This is a genomic window from Streptomyces sp. NPDC002730 (assembly GCF_042888805.1).
Taxonomy (GTDB): domain Bacteria; phylum Actinomycetota; class Actinomycetes; order Streptomycetales; family Streptomycetaceae; genus Streptomyces.
The window spans coordinates 223,350-242,426 of the sequence record NZ_JBIAQG010000014.1 but is presented as its reverse complement, the minus strand read 5'-3'; the positions used below and the strand labels follow the sequence as shown (position 1 = coordinate 242,426).

Annotated in this window: 17 protein-coding genes; 9 read left to right on the top strand and 8 right to left on the bottom strand. The window is 67.9% G+C overall.

Translation table 11 applies throughout. The features are described 5' to 3' along the window. The first annotated feature begins 105 nt into the window (after positions 1-105). On the top strand, positions 106-717 hold the full coding sequence (locus ACFYXH_RS32600) for a hypothetical protein (RefSeq protein WP_389570614.1): 612 nt from the start codon (positions 106-108) through the stop codon (positions 715-717). A gap of 15 nt (positions 718-732) precedes the next feature. Here the strand turns inward: ACFYXH_RS32600 and ACFYXH_RS32595 are convergent, their stop codons facing one another. Both ACFYXH_RS32595 and ACFYXH_RS32590 read right to left on the bottom strand, forming a co-directional pair. Continuing rightward, a complete protein-coding gene (locus ACFYXH_RS32595) occupies positions 733-2,724 on the bottom strand; it encodes a PE-PGRS family protein (protein ID WP_389570611.1) in 1,992 nt (663 codons plus the stop codon). Between the two features lie 44 nt (positions 2,725-2,768). Next, positions 2,769-3,215: a RidA family protein gene (locus tag ACFYXH_RS32590; protein ID WP_389570608.1), complete on the bottom strand. Its 447-nt coding sequence runs from the start codon at positions 3,213-3,215 to the stop codon at positions 2,769-2,771. Between the two features lie 213 nt (positions 3,216-3,428). Here ACFYXH_RS32590 and ACFYXH_RS32585 point away from each other — a divergent pair, with 213 nt between their 5' ends. Continuing rightward, on the top strand, positions 3,429-4,985 hold the full coding sequence (locus tag ACFYXH_RS32585; RefSeq protein ID WP_389570604.1) for an FAD-dependent oxidoreductase: 1,557 nt from the start codon (positions 3,429-3,431) through the stop codon (positions 4,983-4,985). A 9-nt stretch (positions 4,986-4,994) separates the two neighbouring features. Here ACFYXH_RS32585 and ACFYXH_RS32580 read toward each other — a convergent pair whose 3' ends face one another. Next, entirely contained in the window at positions 4,995-5,945 is a 951-nt protein-coding gene (locus ACFYXH_RS32580; RefSeq protein WP_389570601.1) for a fibronectin type III domain-containing protein, read from the bottom strand. A gap of 324 nt (positions 5,946-6,269) precedes the next feature. Between ACFYXH_RS32580 and ACFYXH_RS32575 the strand changes: the two genes are divergently transcribed. Then, positions 6,270-6,779: a hypothetical protein gene (locus ACFYXH_RS32575; RefSeq protein WP_389570598.1), complete on the top strand. Its 510-nt coding sequence runs from the start codon at positions 6,270-6,272 to the stop codon at positions 6,777-6,779. Between the two features lie 65 nt (positions 6,780-6,844). Here the strand turns inward: ACFYXH_RS32575 and ACFYXH_RS32570 are convergent, their stop codons facing one another. Continuing rightward, a complete protein-coding gene (locus ACFYXH_RS32570; RefSeq protein WP_389570595.1) occupies positions 6,845-7,060 on the bottom strand; it encodes a DUF397 domain-containing protein in 216 nt (71 codons plus the stop codon). Then, positions 7,057-7,890 carry a helix-turn-helix domain-containing protein gene (locus tag ACFYXH_RS32565; RefSeq protein ID WP_389570790.1) on the bottom strand — a complete coding sequence of 278 codons (834 nt, stop codon included), beginning with the start codon at positions 7,888-7,890 and terminating at the stop codon, positions 7,057-7,059. The genes ACFYXH_RS32570 and ACFYXH_RS32565 overlap by 4 nt, the downstream gene beginning before the upstream one ends. Positions 7,891-8,257: 367 nt before the next feature. On the opposite strand from ACFYXH_RS32565, the gene ACFYXH_RS32560 reads away from it, so the two are divergent. Next, positions 8,258-9,427, top strand: coding sequence for a hypothetical protein (locus ACFYXH_RS32560; RefSeq protein ID WP_389570592.1), 1,170 nt, complete (start codon positions 8,258-8,260; stop codon positions 9,425-9,427). After that, complete coding sequence (locus tag ACFYXH_RS32555) at positions 9,424-9,888, top strand: hypothetical protein (protein WP_389570589.1); 465 nt, start codon at positions 9,424-9,426, stop codon at positions 9,886-9,888. Before ACFYXH_RS32560 ends, ACFYXH_RS32555 begins: the two co-directional genes overlap by 4 nt. Before the next feature lie 152 nt (positions 9,889-10,040). Here the strand turns inward: ACFYXH_RS32555 and ACFYXH_RS32550 are convergent, their stop codons facing one another. After that, on the bottom strand, positions 10,041-10,502 hold the full coding sequence (locus ACFYXH_RS32550; RefSeq protein WP_389570586.1) for a hypothetical protein: 462 nt from the start codon (positions 10,500-10,502) through the stop codon (positions 10,041-10,043). A gap of 462 nt (positions 10,503-10,964) precedes the next feature. Between ACFYXH_RS32550 and ACFYXH_RS32545 the strand changes: the two genes are divergently transcribed. Beyond that, the gene (locus ACFYXH_RS32545; protein WP_389570583.1) at positions 10,965-11,177 is read left to right on the top strand and encodes a DUF4287 domain-containing protein; all 213 of its coding nucleotides are present in this window, start codon (positions 10,965-10,967) and stop codon (positions 11,175-11,177) included. Between the two features lie 177 nt (positions 11,178-11,354). Further along, positions 11,355-11,708, top strand: coding sequence for a DUF4333 domain-containing protein (locus ACFYXH_RS32540; RefSeq protein WP_389570581.1), 354 nt, complete (start codon positions 11,355-11,357; stop codon positions 11,706-11,708). 326 nt (positions 11,709-12,034) lie between these two features. Here ACFYXH_RS32540 and ACFYXH_RS32535 read toward each other — a convergent pair whose 3' ends face one another. After that, complete coding sequence (locus ACFYXH_RS32535; protein ID WP_389570578.1) at positions 12,035-13,708, bottom strand: DUF262 domain-containing protein; 1,674 nt, start codon at positions 13,706-13,708, stop codon at positions 12,035-12,037. A gap of 377 nt (positions 13,709-14,085) precedes the next feature. Further along, positions 14,086-16,713, bottom strand: a complete 2,628-nt coding sequence (locus ACFYXH_RS32530) for an MXAN_6230/SCO0854 family RING domain-containing protein (RefSeq protein WP_389570574.1) — start codon at positions 16,711-16,713, stop codon at positions 14,086-14,088. A gap of 592 nt (positions 16,714-17,305) precedes the next feature. On the opposite strand from ACFYXH_RS32530, the gene ACFYXH_RS32525 reads away from it, so the two are divergent. Further along, the gene (locus tag ACFYXH_RS32525; protein ID WP_389570571.1) at positions 17,306-17,659 is read left to right on the top strand and encodes a hypothetical protein; all 354 of its coding nucleotides are present in this window, start codon (positions 17,306-17,308) and stop codon (positions 17,657-17,659) included. Beyond that, positions 17,656-18,990, top strand: a complete 1,335-nt coding sequence (locus ACFYXH_RS32520) for a hypothetical protein (protein WP_389570568.1) — start codon at positions 17,656-17,658, stop codon at positions 18,988-18,990. Before ACFYXH_RS32525 ends, ACFYXH_RS32520 begins: the two co-directional genes overlap by 4 nt. Positions 18,991-19,077 lie beyond the last annotated feature (87 nt).

The following is a 19,077-nucleotide window of genomic DNA, read 5'->3' as shown; positions in this document are numbered from 1 at the left end:
GCGGGAGGCGAGGACGTCCTCACTTGCCTCAGCCCGACGATCCGGGGCGCGACGGTGGGCCGACCCCGGTCGGGAGCAGCAGAAGCGCCATGGGAGCCTCCTCCGGTGACCAGCACCAGTGACACGTCCTCGAAGAAGCGGTTCCTGAGCCGGCTGTTCATCACCATGGGGGTGCTTGCGAGCATCGTGGCCGCCGGCGTTCTTGCACTCACGTGGGTGTCGGCGAAGGTGGACTCCGACCTTACGAAGCAGGAGAACGAGTGCTGCTGGAAGGACGGCGCCACCTTCGCCTGGATGAGCGACGCGATGGGCGTGCAAATACCACAAGAGGCCGCAGACCGGCGCGCCGGATACAAGGTCGGTATGCGCTACGACTCCGGGCTGCTCGCCTTCACACTGCCCAGCAAGCAAGCGGAGAAGTACCTCGTGGCCCTGAATGCGTCAGGCGCAGTGACGATCGAGAACCTGCACCCCGAGGACAAGGACTACAAGCCCGCAGCAGGCTTCAGGCACCTGGGACTGCCGGAGCCGGAGACCTTCGAAGCAATGCGGTTGGGCGGTCTCTGCTCGGGCGATGTCAAGTCGCCCGAGGGGAAGGACGTCCATTACTGCATCAATCTCTTTGCACACGAGGTCAAACCCGGCACCACGCGGATCTACATGAGGTCGACCATCGAGCCGGGCTTGACCCCACCGCCCGCCACGCCGGAGACGTGACGAAGCAGCGGCGTCCTACGAGGCTGAGCGTGGCTGGACCGGGTCGGTCATCCGGTGCATGAGGTCGACGGGCAGCGCCGGGTTCCGGGCTGCGTCGCCCGCGGTTTCCGTGTCCCGCAGCAGCCGGACCAGTACCCGCGCGGGCAGCCGGGGGTGCATGGCCGCCGCATTCCGCACCCGCTCCCGCGGGTCGTCGAGCAGTCGCACCGCGGAGGCAGCCGACAGGCGAGGGTCGGTGGCGGCCCGCAACCGCACCTCCACATCCGTGTCCCGACTGAAACGCTCCACCAGGTCGGCCGTTGATTCCGGGTCGTCGAGGGCCAGTTGGCGCATCCGTGGGTGCGGGTCGTCGGCGTACCGCAGGAGGTCGTGGCGCGGGAAGTTCGGGTGCGTGCGCGGTCGCCCTGGGTAGGTGAGGCTGCCGTTCCACCATCGCCACACCTCCAGGAGCATGTCGGCGGGGGCATCGTCGCAGGACTCGGCGAGGAAGAGGCGTACGACGCGGTCCTCGTCCCGCGCGAGGAGTTCGACGACGTCCGGCGGCAGGTGCCTGGCGCGGGCGGCACTGCGGCGCAGCAGCGGATGGGACGAGGTGGCGCAGCGTCGCATGGCCTCGGGGTCGCCGTGGAGGGCCACGACCCAGGGAAGTTCGTGGCGCATGACGCTCGAGTCGAAGTCGACACGGACCGACGCGCGCTGCTCCTCGGATAGTTCGGGCCGTACGGACACCTGGAATCGCACATCGTCGTCCTGATCGTCGGCAAGGACGGCGACCAGGTCCGGGTCCAGGTACGGGTTCTTCGCGAGGGCCCGGCGGCGGGCTGAATCGTGGTGTACGGAGAGCTGCTCGGCGAGCTCGCGGTCAAGGCGGCACGTCTCAACCGCCTGGTCGCTGTAGTCCAGCGCTTCGAAGACCGACCGGGGCATTGGATGGTCCTCGTGGTGGCGCAGCAGCGCCGTGACGCGGACCTTGCTGTCGGGGTCGGCGAGCAGCCCCTCCCGTGCCGGGCCGTCCAGATACGGCCAGGCGCCCGGGCAGGCCGACGCCCGCACGCTGCGATCGGGGTCGGCGGCCAGTGCGATCCGCAGGCGTACGGGCAGATCGGGCAGGCGGGCAACCTCCGCACGGAGCCGAGAGGAAGGGACCACGGCGAGCTGCTCGTAGGCGGCCTTGGTGAGCTCCACGCGCCTGTCCGCGGCGAGTTCGGCGAGGAGATGGCGACGCTTCGGGTCCTTCTCGCCGAGCACCAGACCCGTCCACTGTTCGGCCGTCATGTCCGGCTGGGCCTCCGCCAACCGTCCGCGTACGTTCCACTCCGGGTGGACGACAGCGGCATCGACCACCGCAGACGGCAGCATGCGCCAGAGAAAGTGTGACGACAGGCCCAGCAGCCGCCGCAGTACGTCCTCGGACGCCGCTGGGTTGAACCCCAGGCCGTCCGCCCACACTTGGCGCAGCCGCTCAGTTGGCCCTGGCCCCAGGGACAGCGAACTCCAGGCGGCCTCCCGGTCTTCCGCGGTCTCCCGAGCCGCCGCCTGCGCGGCCTCTTCCATCCGCTCCTTGACCCGGTCCACGGCTATGAGCCAGACCTCGTACTCCTCGGTCGTCGCTCCCAGCAGCGCGTCCCCGTCCGTCGAGACCGCGACGAACTCCGGCTGCCCGGATCGCTCGCCGAGCACGCCCGCAAGATCCCACTCCTTGGTGAGCCGTACCCGCGTCCACTGCTTGGGTACGCTGCCCGTCCGGGTGCCTGCGACATCGATCAGGAACACCCCGTCCTCGCCGATGATCCCGTACTCGACCGCAAGCCGGTGCCATTGCGCGTTGAGCTCGGCGACCAGGCCCGGCCGGGCCGGCCGTACGGCCACGGTCGGCTCGGCTCCGTACGTCACGACCGGCCGCCAGGCGGCCCTGGGCGGCAGTACGTCCTCGGTCCGCCAGTCCCCCATGATTTCCAGCCCGGCACGCTGCAGCAGCTCCGTGAGCTCGACTCTCCAATCTGTCATGGGAGCTCATCCTGCCCGAGCCCCGGCACCGCAGGGGCGCCGACTCACTCGGGCAGCGCCACGGTGAGGTCCACCTCGACGAGTTGTCCCGCGAAGCCCAGTTGAGCGACGCCCAAGAGCGTGCTGGCGGTGGTGAACGCGGGCCCGATGACTGAGTCGGTGAGCCGCTGCCAAGCGGTTGCCAGGACACCCGTGTCAGCGCTCCGTACGTAGATCACCGAGCGCACTACGTGCTGCGGCTGGGCACCCACCGCCGAAAGAGCGGTCAGCACATTAGCCGCAACCTGGTCGATTTGCTCCTCAAGCACTCCAGAACCGACGAGCGATCCGCTCCGATCGAGCGGACACTGGCCCGCCAAGTAGGCCGTGCGGCCTGCCTCCACCACGGTGATGTGGTGGTAACCGGGCGTTGGGTGAAGGTGCTCGGGGTTGATGCGGGTGATCTTCGCACTCACGCCCGCGAGTCTGACGGACCTGTTGCCGGAGCGCATCGAGATCTATACAGCCGAGCAGTACGGGGCACCGACCCACGCCGTGTCCGCGAGGTGGGGATGGGTGCGCAGCTTCTTGTGTTCTCGCAGGCCGGGGGCTTGCTCGATGGCGGGAAGGCCACACAGTAAGGAAACCTGGTTAATTTTATTACCAAGTTGCATTTTCTTCTCCGAGTGGGTTGGGTGATCACATCCGAGAACGAGAGGACCTCGATGACCGACGTGTTGATCGTGGGTGCCGGGCCCACCGGCCTCACCCTGGCCTACGACCTCGCCCGCCGTGGCGTCACCGTGCGCATCATCGACAAGAACGCCGCCCACCACCACGGCTCCCGCGGCAAGACCCTCCACCCGCGCAGTCTGGAGATCCTCGAAGACCTCGGCGTCGCCGACCGGATCGTCGCCGACGGCACCGCGCACCTGATGTTCCGCAAGTACTTCGACGGTGAGTACGTCAGTGACATCGACCCATTCGCCGGCGACGGGCCCGCCCCCGACGCCCCGTTCGACAGCGGCGTGTTCATCGGCCAGTGGCGCATCGAGGAGATCCTGCGCGACCGCCTCGCCGCCTGCGGCGTGCAGGTCGAACTCGGCGCGGAACTGATCGGGTTCGTCCAGGATGCCGACGGCGTGACGGCCACCCTCACGGACGGGCGCCGGATCCAGGCGGCCTACCTGGTCGGATGCGACGGCGGACGCAGCGCCGTCCGCAATACGTTGGGGCTGCCCTTCGAGGGCCACACCGAACAGGTCCAGGCAATGGTCTGCGGCGATGTGGAGGCTGGGGGCATCAGCCGGGACTACTGGCACCAGTGGTTCACACCGGACGGCGCAATCATGCTCTGCCCGATCCCGGGCACCGACTCCTTCCAACTGCAAGCCACACCGGAACCCGACGAGCAGGGCAACCCCCTCCCGCCCTCACTGGAAAGCTTCCAGCGCCTGTTCGACCACCACGCCCGCACGGCGGGGATCCGGCTACGCAACGCCACCTGGCTGTCGACCTGGCGGGTCAACGTCCGCATGGTCGAACGGGCCCGCGTCGGCCGGGTCTTCCTGGCCGGAGACGCCGCACACGTGCACCCGATAGCCGGCGGGCTCGGTATGAACACCGGCATCCAGGACGCCTACAACCTGGGCTGGAAGCTGGCTCTCGCCCTGACCGGCCAGGCGGGCGCCGCGCTCCTGGACACCTACGACGAAGAGCGGCTGCCCGTGGCCGCCTGGACCCTGCAGATCACCACCGACCGACTCAACCGGGTCCTGGAAGCCATCAAGGAGCCCGGCCATGGTGTCGAGGCCGCCGCTCCGCCTACCGTCGGGCAGGGGTACCGGTGGAGCTCGCTCGCCACGGGTGCCGGAAATGAGATCCTGCATCCGGGCGACCGGGCCCCCGACGCGCCCTGCACGGACCGGATGGGCAACCGCATCCGGCTCTTCCAGCTCTTTGCCGGACCGCACTTCACGCTGATCGGCTTCGGCACCGCCGCCCCGGCGGCACTGCGCGAGGTGATGGACAAGCACGGGGACCTCGTCCGCGCCCACGCCATCGGCGCGGAGCGATCCGGACTTCGCGACACGGACGGCCACGCCCGACGCGCTTATGGCATCGGCGGTGACGCCCTGGTGCTCGTACGGCCCGACAACCACATAGCCCTGATCACCGAAGGTTCGGACAGCCACGCCGCGCTCGCCTTCCTCGACGGGCTCCGCTCCCAGCCAGGCAGCCGTCACCCTCACATCGCTCCTGATGCGGGCGTGACACTTTGACGACAACTCCTAGCGGACCGCCACCGTGCGCTGCGCGGAGAAGTCTCCCCACTTCCCGTCAGGGAGCTTGGCGCGGATCTTGATGCTGTAGCGGGTGCCGGGCTTGTCCGTGACCATCATCGTGTACGTCGCCGTCCCGGCGGGCGGCTCGGCGCCCCAGACGATGGTGGTGGCCAACTTCCCGTTCAGGAACAGCTGATGCTCCTTGACGGGCCCGCCGGTCTCGGGCGGGGTCCAGGTCAGATCGACGTTCCCCTTGCGGGTCGTGGCCTTCAGACCGGTGGGAGCCGTGCTGGGTCCTTCGCCGGGCGCGGCAAGGGTGGTGAGATCGACGGCGGTGCTGTCCGACGACGAGTTCTCGGCGGCGTCCCGCGCCCGGACGGTGAAGGTGTAGACGGTGCCGGGCCGCAGGCCTGTGACGCGGGCGGTGGTCTCGGTGCCGGGCACGCTGTGGATGCGGGAGTCCTCCTGGTAGATGTCGTAGGAGGTGACGCCGATGTTGTCGGCAGCCTTCCCCCAGCTGAGGGTGACCGTCCGGCCTCCGTCGACCATGCCTTGCAGCTTGGCCGGCGGCGTGGGCGCCGTCTTGTCCTCCGGCGTGGAGGCCGGGGTGGTGACAGTGATCGCGGGGCTGGGCTTCGAGAGATTCCCGGCGGCGTCCCGCGCCCGCACCGTGAAGCTGTAGGCGGTCTTCGGGCTCAGCCGGTCGATGTCCACCATCTGCTTGGCGGCCGGCAGCGTCTTGACCCTGATGCCCTTCTGGAACACCTCGTATCCGGTGACCGCCTTGTCGTCCGTGGCCTGCTCCCACATGACATGAACGGAGGTGGCGCTGCCCGCCCGGGCGGTCACGCCGGAGGGTGCGCTGGGGATCGTGGTGTCCTTGTCCTCACCACCGCAGGCGGTGAGGAGAAGTGCGGCCGCGCAGGCCAAAGCGGGGAGTGTGGGGGGACGTTGCACGGTCGGACCTCCGCGGACGACGGCAATGGTCCAGACCTATATGCCACAGGCCTGTGCGCACCCACAAGGGGTGCGCCCGCACGGCCCTGCTCTCGCCACAAGCGAGTGACCGGACTCATCGGCGGGCATCGCGCCGATTCTCCGGTACCGGCTCAGTTACGGAATGCAGTGGACTACCGTGTACCAGCACATTCACTGCCTGATCAGCCCGAACGAGGACCCCGTGCAGACGACCCCCCTGAGCCCCGAGGACCCGGCCGAACTCGGCGGCTTCGAGCTGCTCGGAAGGGTTCGGCCAGGGCGGTATGGGCCAGGTCTATCTCGGTGAGTCCCCAGGTGGCGAACCCGCCGCCGTCAAGATCATCAAGTCGGCCCCGCCTGAATTCCCTCGCTGCCGACCTCCAGTCGACCTGGGAGTACACCACCCCGCTCCGCACCGAGCACGAGCGCCGCGCCGCGCTCGTCGAGCTCGACGCCCTGGTCGCCGTCTGGCTCGGCATCACCGCCGACCAGCTCTTCGCGATCTTCAAGTCGCGCTACCCGCAACTGCACGACTACGAGTCGGTGACCTACTTCGACGCCAACGGCCGTAAGATTGCGGGCGACTTCAACACCTACGGCCACGGCCAGACCAAACAGGACTACCTCGACCTCCTCGCCCACCTAGACAACCCAGCAACGACCCCACCGCCCCCGGGCTACACCAGCCCCTTCTACAAGGCCGACCGTGAAGCCGAGATGCGTGCCGCGCACGCGCACTTCCAGGCGCGGCTCGATGCGGAGATCGCCGTCGGCCGCTGGTCCCCGCCGGAGCCCGCCACGGCGGACGCCTGACGCAAACGCCGAGGGGCGGTACCCAAACACCTCGGGAACCGCCCCACACCAAGACGACCACATACCTACACAGCACCGCTCCCAGCCACGAAACCGAGGAAGGCGTCCCACGCCTGCGCCTGAACGGCGAGCATCGGCACAGTGGTGTCCTTCGAGTCCCGGACATGCACAACCCCAGGACGGGCCGCGACCTCTACGCACTCGCCGCCGGCACCGCTGCTGTAGCTGCTCTTGAACCACGCCAGTTCAAGCGCGTTCGGCACAGTCTCTTTGCCGTTCATGTCTCTCCAAGCAACTTCTCGATGAGGGCCAGCGATTCGCGCGGTGTGAGCGCCTGCGCCCTGAGCAGACCGTACTGCTCCTCGATCTCCCGGACCGCCCTCCGCTCGGTGTAGAGGCGGCTGAGCTTGTGTACCTCCACATAGGCGATCCTCCGCCCTTCAGTCGTCTCGATCAAGGTGAACGGTCCAGCCAATCCGGCGTGCTCCTCGCGTTTGGTCGGCATGACCTGGATCTCGACATTGCGCTGCTGCCCGACCAACAGGATCTGTTCCAACTGGCCCCGCATCACACCGGTCCCACCCAGCGGCCTATGGAGCACGACCTCTTCGATGACGAAGCTGAAGGTGGGCAACGGCCTGCTGGCCAAGATCTCCTGCCTGGCCAGTCGAGCAACAACACGCTGCTCCACGGTCTCTTCGTCATACAGGGGCCGCCAGTTAACGAACACAGCTCGTGCGTATTCCTCGGTCTGCAACAGCCCGGGCACCGCCTGGTTCGCGTACACATGAAGCTCGACGGCCTCAGTCTCGAACCGCGCCGCATCGCGGAAGAACGCCGGATATTGCGCCCGCGCCACCTCCTCCTTCATCTCCGCCAACACGCCCCGCGCCCCTAACAGCTCATCCGCCTGCTCGATGAACCGTGGCGGCGGCACCCGCCGCCCCTGCTCGTACGACGCGATCGTCGACGCCGAGTACCCCGTCGCCGCCCCGAACGCCGCCCGGTCGTACGCCGTGCACTCCCGAAACCGCTTCAACTGTCGTCCGAACACATGCAAGATGCCCGACCCGGGCCCCTGCTCCGCTTGCTGCTGCTGCTCATCGTCCATCGTCATCCGCACCACCTCCCGAGCCCAACCTCAACGCCACCGCCCCACCCCCGGTCACGCCCCACACTGCGTACAGCCACCCGGCCCCCGCGTACACAACGCCCCCGTACCGCCTCACGCCCCACCCGATCAACGCTACGCACGTCACACCCCAGTTCGCCTCGCCGAGCGGCCGATTCCCCCGATCGCGCGACACCCCACGCCTCGCCGCCCATCAGTGCACGTAGCGCCGGTCGATCCAACAGCCGCCCCTCCAAGCGATACCGCTGCGTCAGGCCGGTGCCCGGCGCCGACCATTCGTGAAATCTGCCGCCACACCCCTTCCGCCGCTATCGTCGTAGCCGGGCGAAGTCGCACAAGGGGGCGCATGGTGGACGCGGAACTGGAGTTACTGGCGGCGCGCGTGGCGTCCGCACTGGTTACCAGCATGACCACGGATGAATGGCCCACCCTCCGGACTCGACTGGTCCAGCTGTTGGAGCGCACCGTGCCTCGGCAGGCGGCCCTGGTAGCCGACGAGTTGGACGAGGCCCGACGCGACCTGACGACTGCGGCGGCTGCGCGCGATGCGGCCACGACCTCGGACGTTGAGGCCATGCTGCGCCACCGGCTGCGTCGGCTGCTGCGTGCCGAGGGCGAATTGGCCCCGGATCTTGGAGCATTCCTTGCGGAACCGGGTGCTGTTGACGACCGAGCGCCCACCCGGGCGATCCGGATCGGGCATGCACCCTCCCACTACGTGATTCTTGCCGTGGACCTGGCTCGCTTCGCCGCCTACGACACTCCGATGCAGGTAATCCTCCGACGGAGCCTGTACGACGGCGTCCACCAGACGCTTGCGGCTGCCGGCGTGCCACCCGACGCTACGCAGATTGAGGACAGAGGGGACGGAATGCTCGTTCTCCTCAACGACGCTGTCAGCCTCCCAGGTCTGTTGTCCGCCGTGCTGCGTGACCTTCCTGAGTTCGTGGCGAGCTGGAACTCCCTGGCCGCGTCCTCCGCGCAGATGAAGGTGAGGGTCGTCGTACACCAAGGCCTCGCCGTCGCCGATGCGCACGGCTGGACCGGTGCTGCGCTCAACGATGCCGCACGTCTGCTGGACCATTCCGTTCTGCGAGGCCTGATGAACACCTCCCGCAACCCGGTCGTCGTTTCCGTGTCGGACAGCGTCTACCAAAGCGTGGTACGGCACCACTATCCACGGGTTCCGGTGGATTCCTTCCGCGACGTCGTTCTGACGACCAAGAGCGGACACATCACCGCCTGGATCAACGACCCGGAGGGCCTGTTGGAGAAGGCTGTCGCCACTGCCGTCCCTCAAGCCACCGCGATTCGCGGGTACGTCGTCGCCGGAGACGGTCCCGATGCCGACGGAGGAGCCCTGTTGGACATCAGCGACAGGCCCGAGGTCGCTGCAGCCACACGGGCCATGGGCAGTGCATTCGACCGGATCTTCCAAGCCCTGGGGCCGCCGCCGGAGGATCTGCTCATGCGGTACAGGGCCGTGACGAGCGATGGTGGCGGGAGCGCCCGATGACACAGAGCGCATCGGACCCCAAGCCGCGACTGACGACGCTGGAGATCGTCCTGCAGTGGGCGCAACTCCCGCCCGAGCACCTGAATGTCGCCATGAAGGCACTCGAACCGGAGCTCGCCCGTCAGCATCAAAGAGAACTGGAACAGGCTCGCCTGGAAGCCGCCGACGCGAAGGACGCGCGCGCCCACAGGCTCTACCTCGGCGGACTGATCGCCGGGTTCCTGCTGTCGACAGGCATGCTCACCGGTGCTGTGGTCGTCGGGGTGAACGGCCAAGCATGGCTGGCTGCCATGCTCTCCGGACCGAGCGTGTTGTCCCTGGCCGCGCTGTTCGTGCTGAGAAAGGTCGATGCGGGGGCTGCCCGGCAGAGCGCTTTGCTCCACCAAAGCGCGCTGGGGGCCGGCACGCAGCCAGGTGTCGACCCTGCTTTGCAGAGCACGCCCCCTGGAAGCGTCGTCTGAGCAGTTCGGGGTCCATACAGCCCCGATGATCACGCGCACGTCGGATTCCTCGTAGCGCGGGCGTAGTGGCGAGGTGTTGTCAAACAGCACCCCGCTGAACCCCACAGGCGTCCGGCGCAGCACGGGAACTTCCAGCCGGGCAGATCTGTCCGTCAGGAGCGCACCACGCGCCCGACCGCGTTGACCACATCATCGGCAGCAGCACGGGTCCGGGTGGAGCGGGCCGCCAAGTCCTCCTGGTCGGTGGCGTGGTGCAGGGTGAACGTCGCATCCGCCAGCTCAGCGAGCCTGCGGCGTATCTCAGCGTCGTCGGTGAGCAGTTGGACCTCAGCCAGGGCCGCGATCACTCCGGAGCGAGCCTCCAGCGCGGCGGCCGTTGCGGCGTCCTTGTCTCGGGCCGGCGCGTCACGCTGCTCCCACCGGTTGTACTGAAGGCGGCGGAACACGGTCTCGGAGGCGAGCAGACGTGCGGTCGCCTGACGGAGTTCCCGTCGGGTCTCGGCATCAAGGGCGCCAGTGTGGAGCCGGTTGGCGGTCCGGGACTGAAGGAAGTGCGAGACAACCGCGCCCAGCAGTGTGCCGGTGACAGCGATGATTCCCGTCCAGAGCTCCACTATGTTTCCCCTTGACACTGCGGACCGGATGCCCGTCCCTGCCGAGATCTCCATCGAGAGCCAAACGCGCGTCGTCGGCGGCATATTGCCGGACCATGCTCCACAAGTTGACATCATTTGGCGACACATCCTGGAGCCTTGTCATTGTTCGCATCGCGAGTCACCGTGCCACTCCCCCTGAGCCACCGGCTCCATCTGCCGGGTGGGACGGCACCAGTACTGCAATCGGCCGAGGCAGCGAGTGGAAGCCGGGACGGACGATCACCGTGGCCACACGCGGTCGATATGGCACGGATCACATCCACCGAGTCGATCAGTTCGATCCTCCGCTGCGGTCGTACAAGCACCAACACCGACACCAACACCGCGGGAGCGGGCGACAGCCGACCGCGCCGGCCTGCACTCGGCACACAGACCGACAGAACCAGATCATTCAAAGACCACGAACGGGACACTGCCAACATGACTCAAACCGTGAAGGGCCCTGCCGGCTACTTCCCGTCGATCGAGAAGAAGTACGGTCGCCCGATTGCGGAGTGGAAAGACCTCATCCGCTCCTCGCCCCTGACGAAGCACATGGAACTCGTCTCCTGGCTGAAGGCCGAACACCGGCTGGGCCACGGCCACGCCAACGCCCTCGTCGCGCATACCCTTGCCGAGGACAGCGGGAAGTAGACCGTCCGGCGCCCGGCGTGCGCTGCCCGCAGGCGAGCAGATTCCGGCCCGGCAAGCGGCTGGATGTGGCCGGGATCGTCGATGAGGTGTGTCCGGGCGGTGCGAGTGCGCGCCTGAGGCACGGCCAGTATGCTTCCGGCCACTTCTCATTTTGATCATCCGGAATGGAGCCCCACCATGACCATAGCCCGCTTGTCCGCAGCAACTTGGAGCCTCGCGGCCATAGCCGCCGGCGTGCTGCTCGTCGGCTGCTCGGGCTCCGTCACCGTTGGAAACTCCGAGCCGAAACTGTCCAAGGGCAAGCTGGCCACCACAGTCGCCGAAAAGCTCGCCGCCACAACGGGCCAGCCGACGCCAGACGTCGCCTGTCCCGAGGACCTCGTCGGGAAGGTCGGCACCACCACCCGTTGCACGCTCACAGCGGACGACGGCAGCACTCTGGGCGTGTCGGTCACCGTTTCCTCTGTCGTTGGAGACCGGATCAACTTCGACATCAAGGCCGACGACACAGCTTCCCCGGCTGCGAACTGACAACCAGGACAACAAGCGCGTCGCCGCACTCATCACGGTGATCTGCCTGGCCCTGCTGTTCAGTCTGATCGAACGCCAGGTCCGCCAGCCCTGGGACCCGAGCAGAGGATGCAGGGGCTCTGTCCGGGCAGCCAGAAGGTGCGACCCACCGGCCGGATGATTTTCTACCACCCGTCCGACCCGAGGCTACGGATCGGCAGCGCCACCGACCCACCCGTCATCGCCGTCACCCGGGGTATCCAGCTCCACCTGCTCGACCTCCTCGGCCTGGAACCCACACGCCCCGCTGGTCGGACACCTGAACGAACTACCCGCGAAGTACGGGGCTAGAGCAGCCATTCGTCCGCGAGTAGCCCGACCAGCTGCTTCTGCCGTGTCCGGACGAGCTCCGGGGTCCACTCCGTGTGCTGGAGCACCTGGGTCGTCAGTGCGAAGGGCACCACCCCGTTTCGGCCCGCGAAGTAGGTGGCCTTCTTCACGGCGAAATCGTGGTTCTGCGCTGCCGAGTTCTTGGCCCGGTTGAGGAGAACCAGGTTCCCCAGCCGGTGTGTCCAGGCAAGGCGCTGCTCCTCGTCGAAGAGAGCAGTCCATTGGGAATCATGTTTCGGGTTCTGCGGGAGGACATGCTCGACCGTGATGATCGGATGCTCGTAGGTGGCCCCCTGACCACGCGCAAGCACCTCGTCAATCCTCAGGAGCACGTACTTGCGGATCTTGCCCACGAGGTAGAGGTCGCCGTCCAGCTTGGCCCGTGTGTCGGCACGCTCCGCCTCCGACAGTTCCAGAGCCTCGGCATCCAGCCCGGCTCCCTGATCGAGCTGGCGCAGCAGTTCCGCGTAACGGGTGACGCGAGGTGTGGTGTAGACGCGTCGGACGAACATGCTGGCGGAGAGCCGCTCCAACGCGCCCAGGAACCGGTCGAGCCACACGGGGTCGTTCCCGTGGTGTCGCAACGCCCAGAGGGCGGCCGGTCGCCAGTCGTTGTTGTCGACCTGCTGGAGTCGCCGGAACCAGGTGTTGACCTTCTCGGCGCCGGACGAGGCCTCGTAGACGGCGTCGCGGACCTGGACGTACGCGTCGGCGTAGGGGCGGAGGACCTCGTTGACGAAGACCTCGCCATCGCCAGGGAGGTACCGGCTGAGTACCTGCTCCGGGAACTCCTTGAGCAGTTCTTGTTCCGCCCGCTTCTTGGCATAAATCATGCGCAGGTGAAGGAACAGGTCCGCGAAGTCGTCCCGGCCGAGGTCCTCTTCCGCGTCCTCCCACTTGGTTGCGCACTGCCCTGCCGCCGGCTCTGGGAGGTCGCCGATGATCCGCGCCTTGAAGATGTCCGTCGGCGACAGGTCCAGTCCGCGGGAGTTCATGACGCTGAAGATGCGGTGCGCACTGTCCAGGTCGGGGGTGCTCACGACGACCAGGTAGGTCCGCTCGACGAGCATCTGCAGCAAATCGAGCCAGCGTGCCTCTGACCAGCCGGCCAGTGCGGTATGGAGTGCTCGCGCGTTACAAAGGACCGCCTTCTGGGCGTCCGTGCCCAGCTTTTCCGGGACCAGGGTGAGCAGCTGCGGGACGGCTCCTTTCCTCTGCACGTACTGCTCGAAGAACTCCGCGTCACGCGGGCGCAGTTTGAGGCGTGGCCGCCTGGCGAGCCCTCGGATCTTGGCACCCGGCTCACTCACGAGTTTGTCCAAGTCGTCCCGGACCTCCGGGTCCTCGGCAAGGTCACGGATCACGGACAGCAGGATGGTCAAGGTGGTGAGCCGCTGCTGACCGTCGATGACGTCGGCGCGCGACGTCCCGCCCTCCTTGACGAGCACGATGGAGCCGAGGAAGTACGGCTCCTCCTTTCCACGGTCCAGAGCTTCCACGAGATCTGTCAGCAGTTGGACGGCCTGCTCCTCCTCCCAGGCGTAGGGGCGCTGGTAGTCCGGGATGTGGAAGACGTAGTCGCTGCTGAACACCTTGTGCAAGGGCATCTCGTGGGCCTCGAGCTTTTGCATGGCCCCATGATGGCGAGGCGGAGCGCCGGACCGCGGGCGAATGGTCAGAAAGGTGGATCATCGGCCCCTTCTCTGTGAGGCTCAGGGCGATCCGTATGAGGTACTGGACGTGCCCCATCCTCGTCCAGGTCTCCGGGGCGCCCGTGCCCGCCGCGCCTGCGCCGTGGGCGCAGGAATCCAGCCACTTGTCAGCGGTGTTCCGGTGCGGCGATGAGGGGGGCTCGGAAGGCTCCGCACTCGGCGATGGTCCGGGCTGCTGCACGGATCCGTTCGGCGCGCTCGGGGCCGCGGGTCGTTGCCGCCACCCACGAGCCGAGAACCACCTGCCCGGAGAGGGTCTCAGCGGTTCTTCTTCTCTGATCGCAAGCGTCTGCAGGTCACCGAGGAGCGATAGCCGTGACCAGGTCGGCGGCGGCGAGCAGGCGCACTCGGGCCGCGTCCTGACTGAGCGGATGGAGAGCGAACACCTCGCTCCCGTCAGGCAGTTCCAGGTCGCCCCGGAGCAGGTAGGCCAGCGACGGCCCCGCCGACGGTCCATCGCCCTCGACGCCCGCGCCAATGGGAGCGTCGGTGTCCGGCGAGCCGATGCGGGTGGCGAAGCCGGTCACGTCCTCGCCGTCCCTGCGCCGGTACACGCTCCGCGAGCCGTCCGTATGGCGCAGGACGACCGTGGCCGCCCGCGCCGCCGCCTGCCACACCGCGAGCTCACCCAGGCCGACGCGCGCTCCCGAGGCGAACAGGTCCGTCAGCCGGTGCGCGAGGGTGGCCAGCGCGTCCGCGTGCCGCCACACGGCGTGGTGCGTGCCGGTGACTCCCTTGACGACGTCGAGCCAGCGCATGGTGCGCGTCTGCACGTCGATGAGCAGCGGCACGCAGGCGCGGCTGCTGCCGGTGAGGTCGAAGCGCTGCTCGACGGAGTGCGGGTCGAACACCGGTCCCAGGTTCCCGGATTGGTCGCGCACCATGAGTCCGGCGAAGGCTTCCGCCAGGTCACCGAAGGGAACGTTGTTGTACGAGTAGACGACCGCGACGACGTAGCGCACCCCGGCTGCGTCGAGCCGCTCCAGGTCGAGGTCCACGAACTCGCTGGCGCCGAGTGGAGGCGGCGCGTCCTGAAGGTCACCGGAGTGGACCGCGGCCTCACCCGAGTACCGCAGGCTGGTGTAGGCGCACTCTCCGACGTGCCGCCAGTCCGCGTCGAACATCGCGGCCGACAGGTCCAGGTCGGTCGTACCCGAGGTGGGGCTCTCCATCCAGTGCAGGAACAGGCGCAGTGTCCGGCCGTCCGGTACGGCGAGTTCGCTGCCGCGCGGCAGGGTCACCAGGGCTCGGGACGCGGTCCGTTCGGTGAACGGCGCGACGACACCGTCCAGCGCGGCGTCGACGACCGCGACGTCCACGGGTGCCGCCTGCCCCGCCCTGCGCAGCAGCTCCGCCGTCAGCACGTCGACCACGATCCGCACGAGGGGGACGGGCAGTGCCGGCCTGTTGTCGTCGGCCACATGGGTCTTCGCCGCCGCTCCCTTCGGGAAGAACACCCGTGCCACCTGCTCCCGGTCGCGGGTGCGGACGGCACCGAGCGCGGACAGCAGGACGGCCGGCGCCACCCGCGAGACCACGCGCTCCAGCGCGCGGACGACGGAACGGGAGCCGTTCTCGTCCTTCTCGCCGATGAGGCGCAGCAGGTGGTCGAGGCGGCGGACCAGTTCACCCGGGCGCTGCTCGAGCAGCGTGAGCGCCCCGGCGAGGTCGCGGGCCGCGAGCGCGGCCTCGACCTGACCGCTCCAGCTCTGCGCCACGACGGTGGAGCCGGTGACGTCGATGCGGGCGGCGGTCTCCGCGGCCGTGCGCAGGGTGGCGGACAAGGCGTCGTCGCCGAGCCGGGTGCCGCGCAGCGCGGCGAAGGCGAGAGCAGCACGCGGGAAGCGGTTCGCGTGCTCGAAGGGGTGCAGGCGTTCGGCCGCGTGGATCCAGGCCGGCCGGTACCGCCGCATGTCCTGGGCCGCCTGTGCCGGGTCCAGGGTGTCGAGGACGGACAGCAGGGCGCGACGAAGGGGCCGGGGTACGGCTGCGAAGCGCGGGATCTCGACGAGTCCGGCGTCTCCGCCGGAGCGGACCGCGAGCACGCGCAGCACATCGGTGGCGGTATCGATCAGGCCGGCCGCAACGGGAAGGGCCTGTGGCACGGCAGTCGGGTCGGCAAGCAGCCACGCGACCAGGCGGGCCTTCGTCTCCCGGCCGGGCACGGTGGTCGGCAGCCGGTCGAGGTCGTCGCGCGTCCTGGCTGCCAGCAAGGCTTCCAGGTCGTCTGTGTCCTGGGGGCTGAGGGCGCCGGTGCGGGCGAGCAGCGTGTCCAATTCGAGAGCTGCGTCGGCGTCGCGGGCGGTGAAGTCACCGCCGAAGGACAGGAGACGCAGCCGCTCGGGCGGCGCGGCGCGGCGGAACAGCTGCCGGCGCGGGCGCCTGGGGCGCAGGAACGGGTCGGAGGGATCGATACGGCGCTCGCACACGGGGCACGCCGAGAAGTCGGCGCCGTCGAAGCACGAGCCGCACACCAGGTGGGCGCACGGCGACACGGGCACGACGCAGTCCACCGTGCCGCACAGCACGCACGGCTGCTCGGGGCGCTGGAACAGCACGGTGAGCACGCGGTCGACATAGTGCGCGTACGTGTCGTGCGGGGTGCTGTCCGGGAAGTCGCGCAGCAGGGGCACGTGAGGGCGATCAGCGCCGAGAGCGCTGTCGATGTCGTGCAGCAGTGCCCGGCCCACCGCGCCCATGGCCCGTGCGTCGAGCGCGGCAAGCGCGGCGCGCAGCGGCGGGGCCAACAGGTAGCCCCGGTCGACGAGGTCGGCCTCGAGCAGCACTGCTCCGCTGTTGCCGGCCGGATCCGAGACCACTGCCGGTGTCGGCAGATATACGGCTCCACGGCGCGACAGGAGCACCGTGGCGAGGGCCCGTGGACGGGCGGTGGTGGTACGACCGATGACCTCGGTGTTGGACAAGTCTCTTTCTCCCCCTCCCGGATGACCGGGTGTTGCGCGGGGCGGGAAGTGAGCACGCTGATTCATCAGAAGAAGTGAGAAGGAAGCACACTCGGGAGCCGCCCCGCGCCCCGCGAACCTAACAGCCGTCGGGCCTGCGGCTCATCCTGTTTTCAGGCGTGTGTCGTCCCTGCGCGAAAACCTCCCGTGCCTCACCGAGGCGCCGCCGCCCCAGCAAGGCGGCCGACGATCGGCTCCCAAACTGAACTCGAGCACGCCGCCGTGCAGCGCGCGACGACGTCCCGTCCCCGGTCCGCGATCCCTAGTCTCGGCATCTGTTTGGAGGACACGACTGTCGCCACGGCGCACAGGGCGCCGCTGCATGATGCTCCGGCGGCCGAACTCCCGCGTCACCGCAGCCTTTGAGTGCATGGCATACGCGAACACGACTATCAGGGCCGACCCCCCCTGCTCATCCACGAGTGGTTGCTTCGTGCGTGTGGTGAAGCCGTACCGTAACGGCAACAGAATGCCCACCCCATGACGTCCCCTCAGGTGAGCAAGGGTGATCGGGTAGCCTCGTCTCCCGAACACGAGCACGGGGGAGGACGACATGGGCGATTCGGGCAAGATTCTCAACATCTCGACCCAGGACCTGAAGAAGGCTGCGCCGACGTTCCAGGAGCAAAGCACGGCTCTCGCGAACGCGGCGAAGGCGCTCAAGGAGTCACTGGACGGGATGGGTTCGCCGTGGGGGGACGACGAGCAGGGTCAGAAGTTCGGTGACGCGTACTCCCCGAAGCGCAAGGAGATCGAGAGAGCGGTGGGCGTCCTCGCTCTCGGCCTGAAGAGCATCCACGCAGCCATGACCGACATGGCCGACGGTCACATAGAGAACGAGAAGCTGATCGAAGGCATGTTCAAGAAGGTGACGCCCGTCGCCGACGGAGGCAAGGGCGCCAAGTGAGCGTTGAGGACATCGCCAAGGACCTTCTCATCAAGGCCGGCATGTGGTGGCCGGACGCGAACTCCGGCACGCTGAGGTCGGCTGCGAAGGCGTGGCGGACCTTCGCCGAGGCAGTGGACGACGTCATCGGGCCGGTCAACAACAAGGCCGGTTCGATCATCCTGAACAACAAGGGTGAGGCGATCGACGCCTTCGAAACGTTCTGGGGTCGCTACCACAAGAGCGAGGGCGTGGGCTGGCTGGATGATACGGCCGAGGCTGCACGAGCCATGGCCACGGCGCTCGACGAGTTCGCCGACGCCGTGGACGACGCCATCGAACGGCTCTGGACCGAAATAGGCGTCGCGGCCGTGGTCATCGGCGCGGGTGTGGGACTGGCTGTTTTCACATTCGGTGCCTCCACGGCGGCCTCGGCAGCGGCGACCGCGGCCATCATCGAGATCGCCGCCGGGCTCGGCGTGACAGTGTCCACAACTGTCGCCACCATCGCCGCGACCACTCTGACCGGCATCGCCTTCGGCACGATAGAGGGCATCACCATCGACCTGGCCGTCGCCCAGCCGCTCAAGGTGGCGACCGGACTGCAGGACGGTTTCAGTCTCGACTCTGTGGCACAGGCCGGCGTCTACGGCGGCGTGTTCGGCGGTGCCTTCGGAGGTGCCGCAGGAGCGTCCCGTGCCGCGGGAGAAGTCGGCGGGTTCCGTAACCTCTTCGCGGGACAGGACATTCCCATAGGCGTAGTGAACCCGAATCTCGCCGGAGTCGGGCGGCTGCCGTCGGCGCTCGACAACATGGGGAAACGACGCACCTGGGACTTCTTGCGGAGCGAGGACTCGAAAATACCCGCGCCTCCGAGGGTGCCGGGCGACCATGCGCTCATTTCCGGCGACCCCGTTTATTTCGGTAAGCGGACCACGACCATCGGATATGACGAGCGCACGCTGGGAAACGCGCAACGCGTCGCACGCGAACCCGGGAAGCACGACGTTATCGTCCATGGCACGAACGAGGGCGTCTTTCTGCCCGGCCGGGTGAACAGCCAGGGCAAGACCCTCATGGATTTCGAGGTGCATCCGACCCATATCTCGGACGCCATCCGCAGCAACCCGAACTACGACGGCGGCCCGGTACGTCTCATCTCGTGCCACTCCGGCTACGCCGCGCCGAACTCCGTGGAACTCCCTCTCGCCCAGCGGGTGGCCAACGACCTCGGGGTGCCGGTGTACGCACCGACCAACAAGGTGGGAACATCGCCCAACTTAGGCCCGGGGCAGACACCTCAGATTGGCAACGACGGCTATTGGCGAATATTCTTGCCGATGGCCGAATAGCGGAACGATCAACGGAGACACAATGATCAAGCGAGTGGGGTTCTTTCGCGAGTTCGAGCCTCAGGACGCGGACCTCTCCGCTCCGTC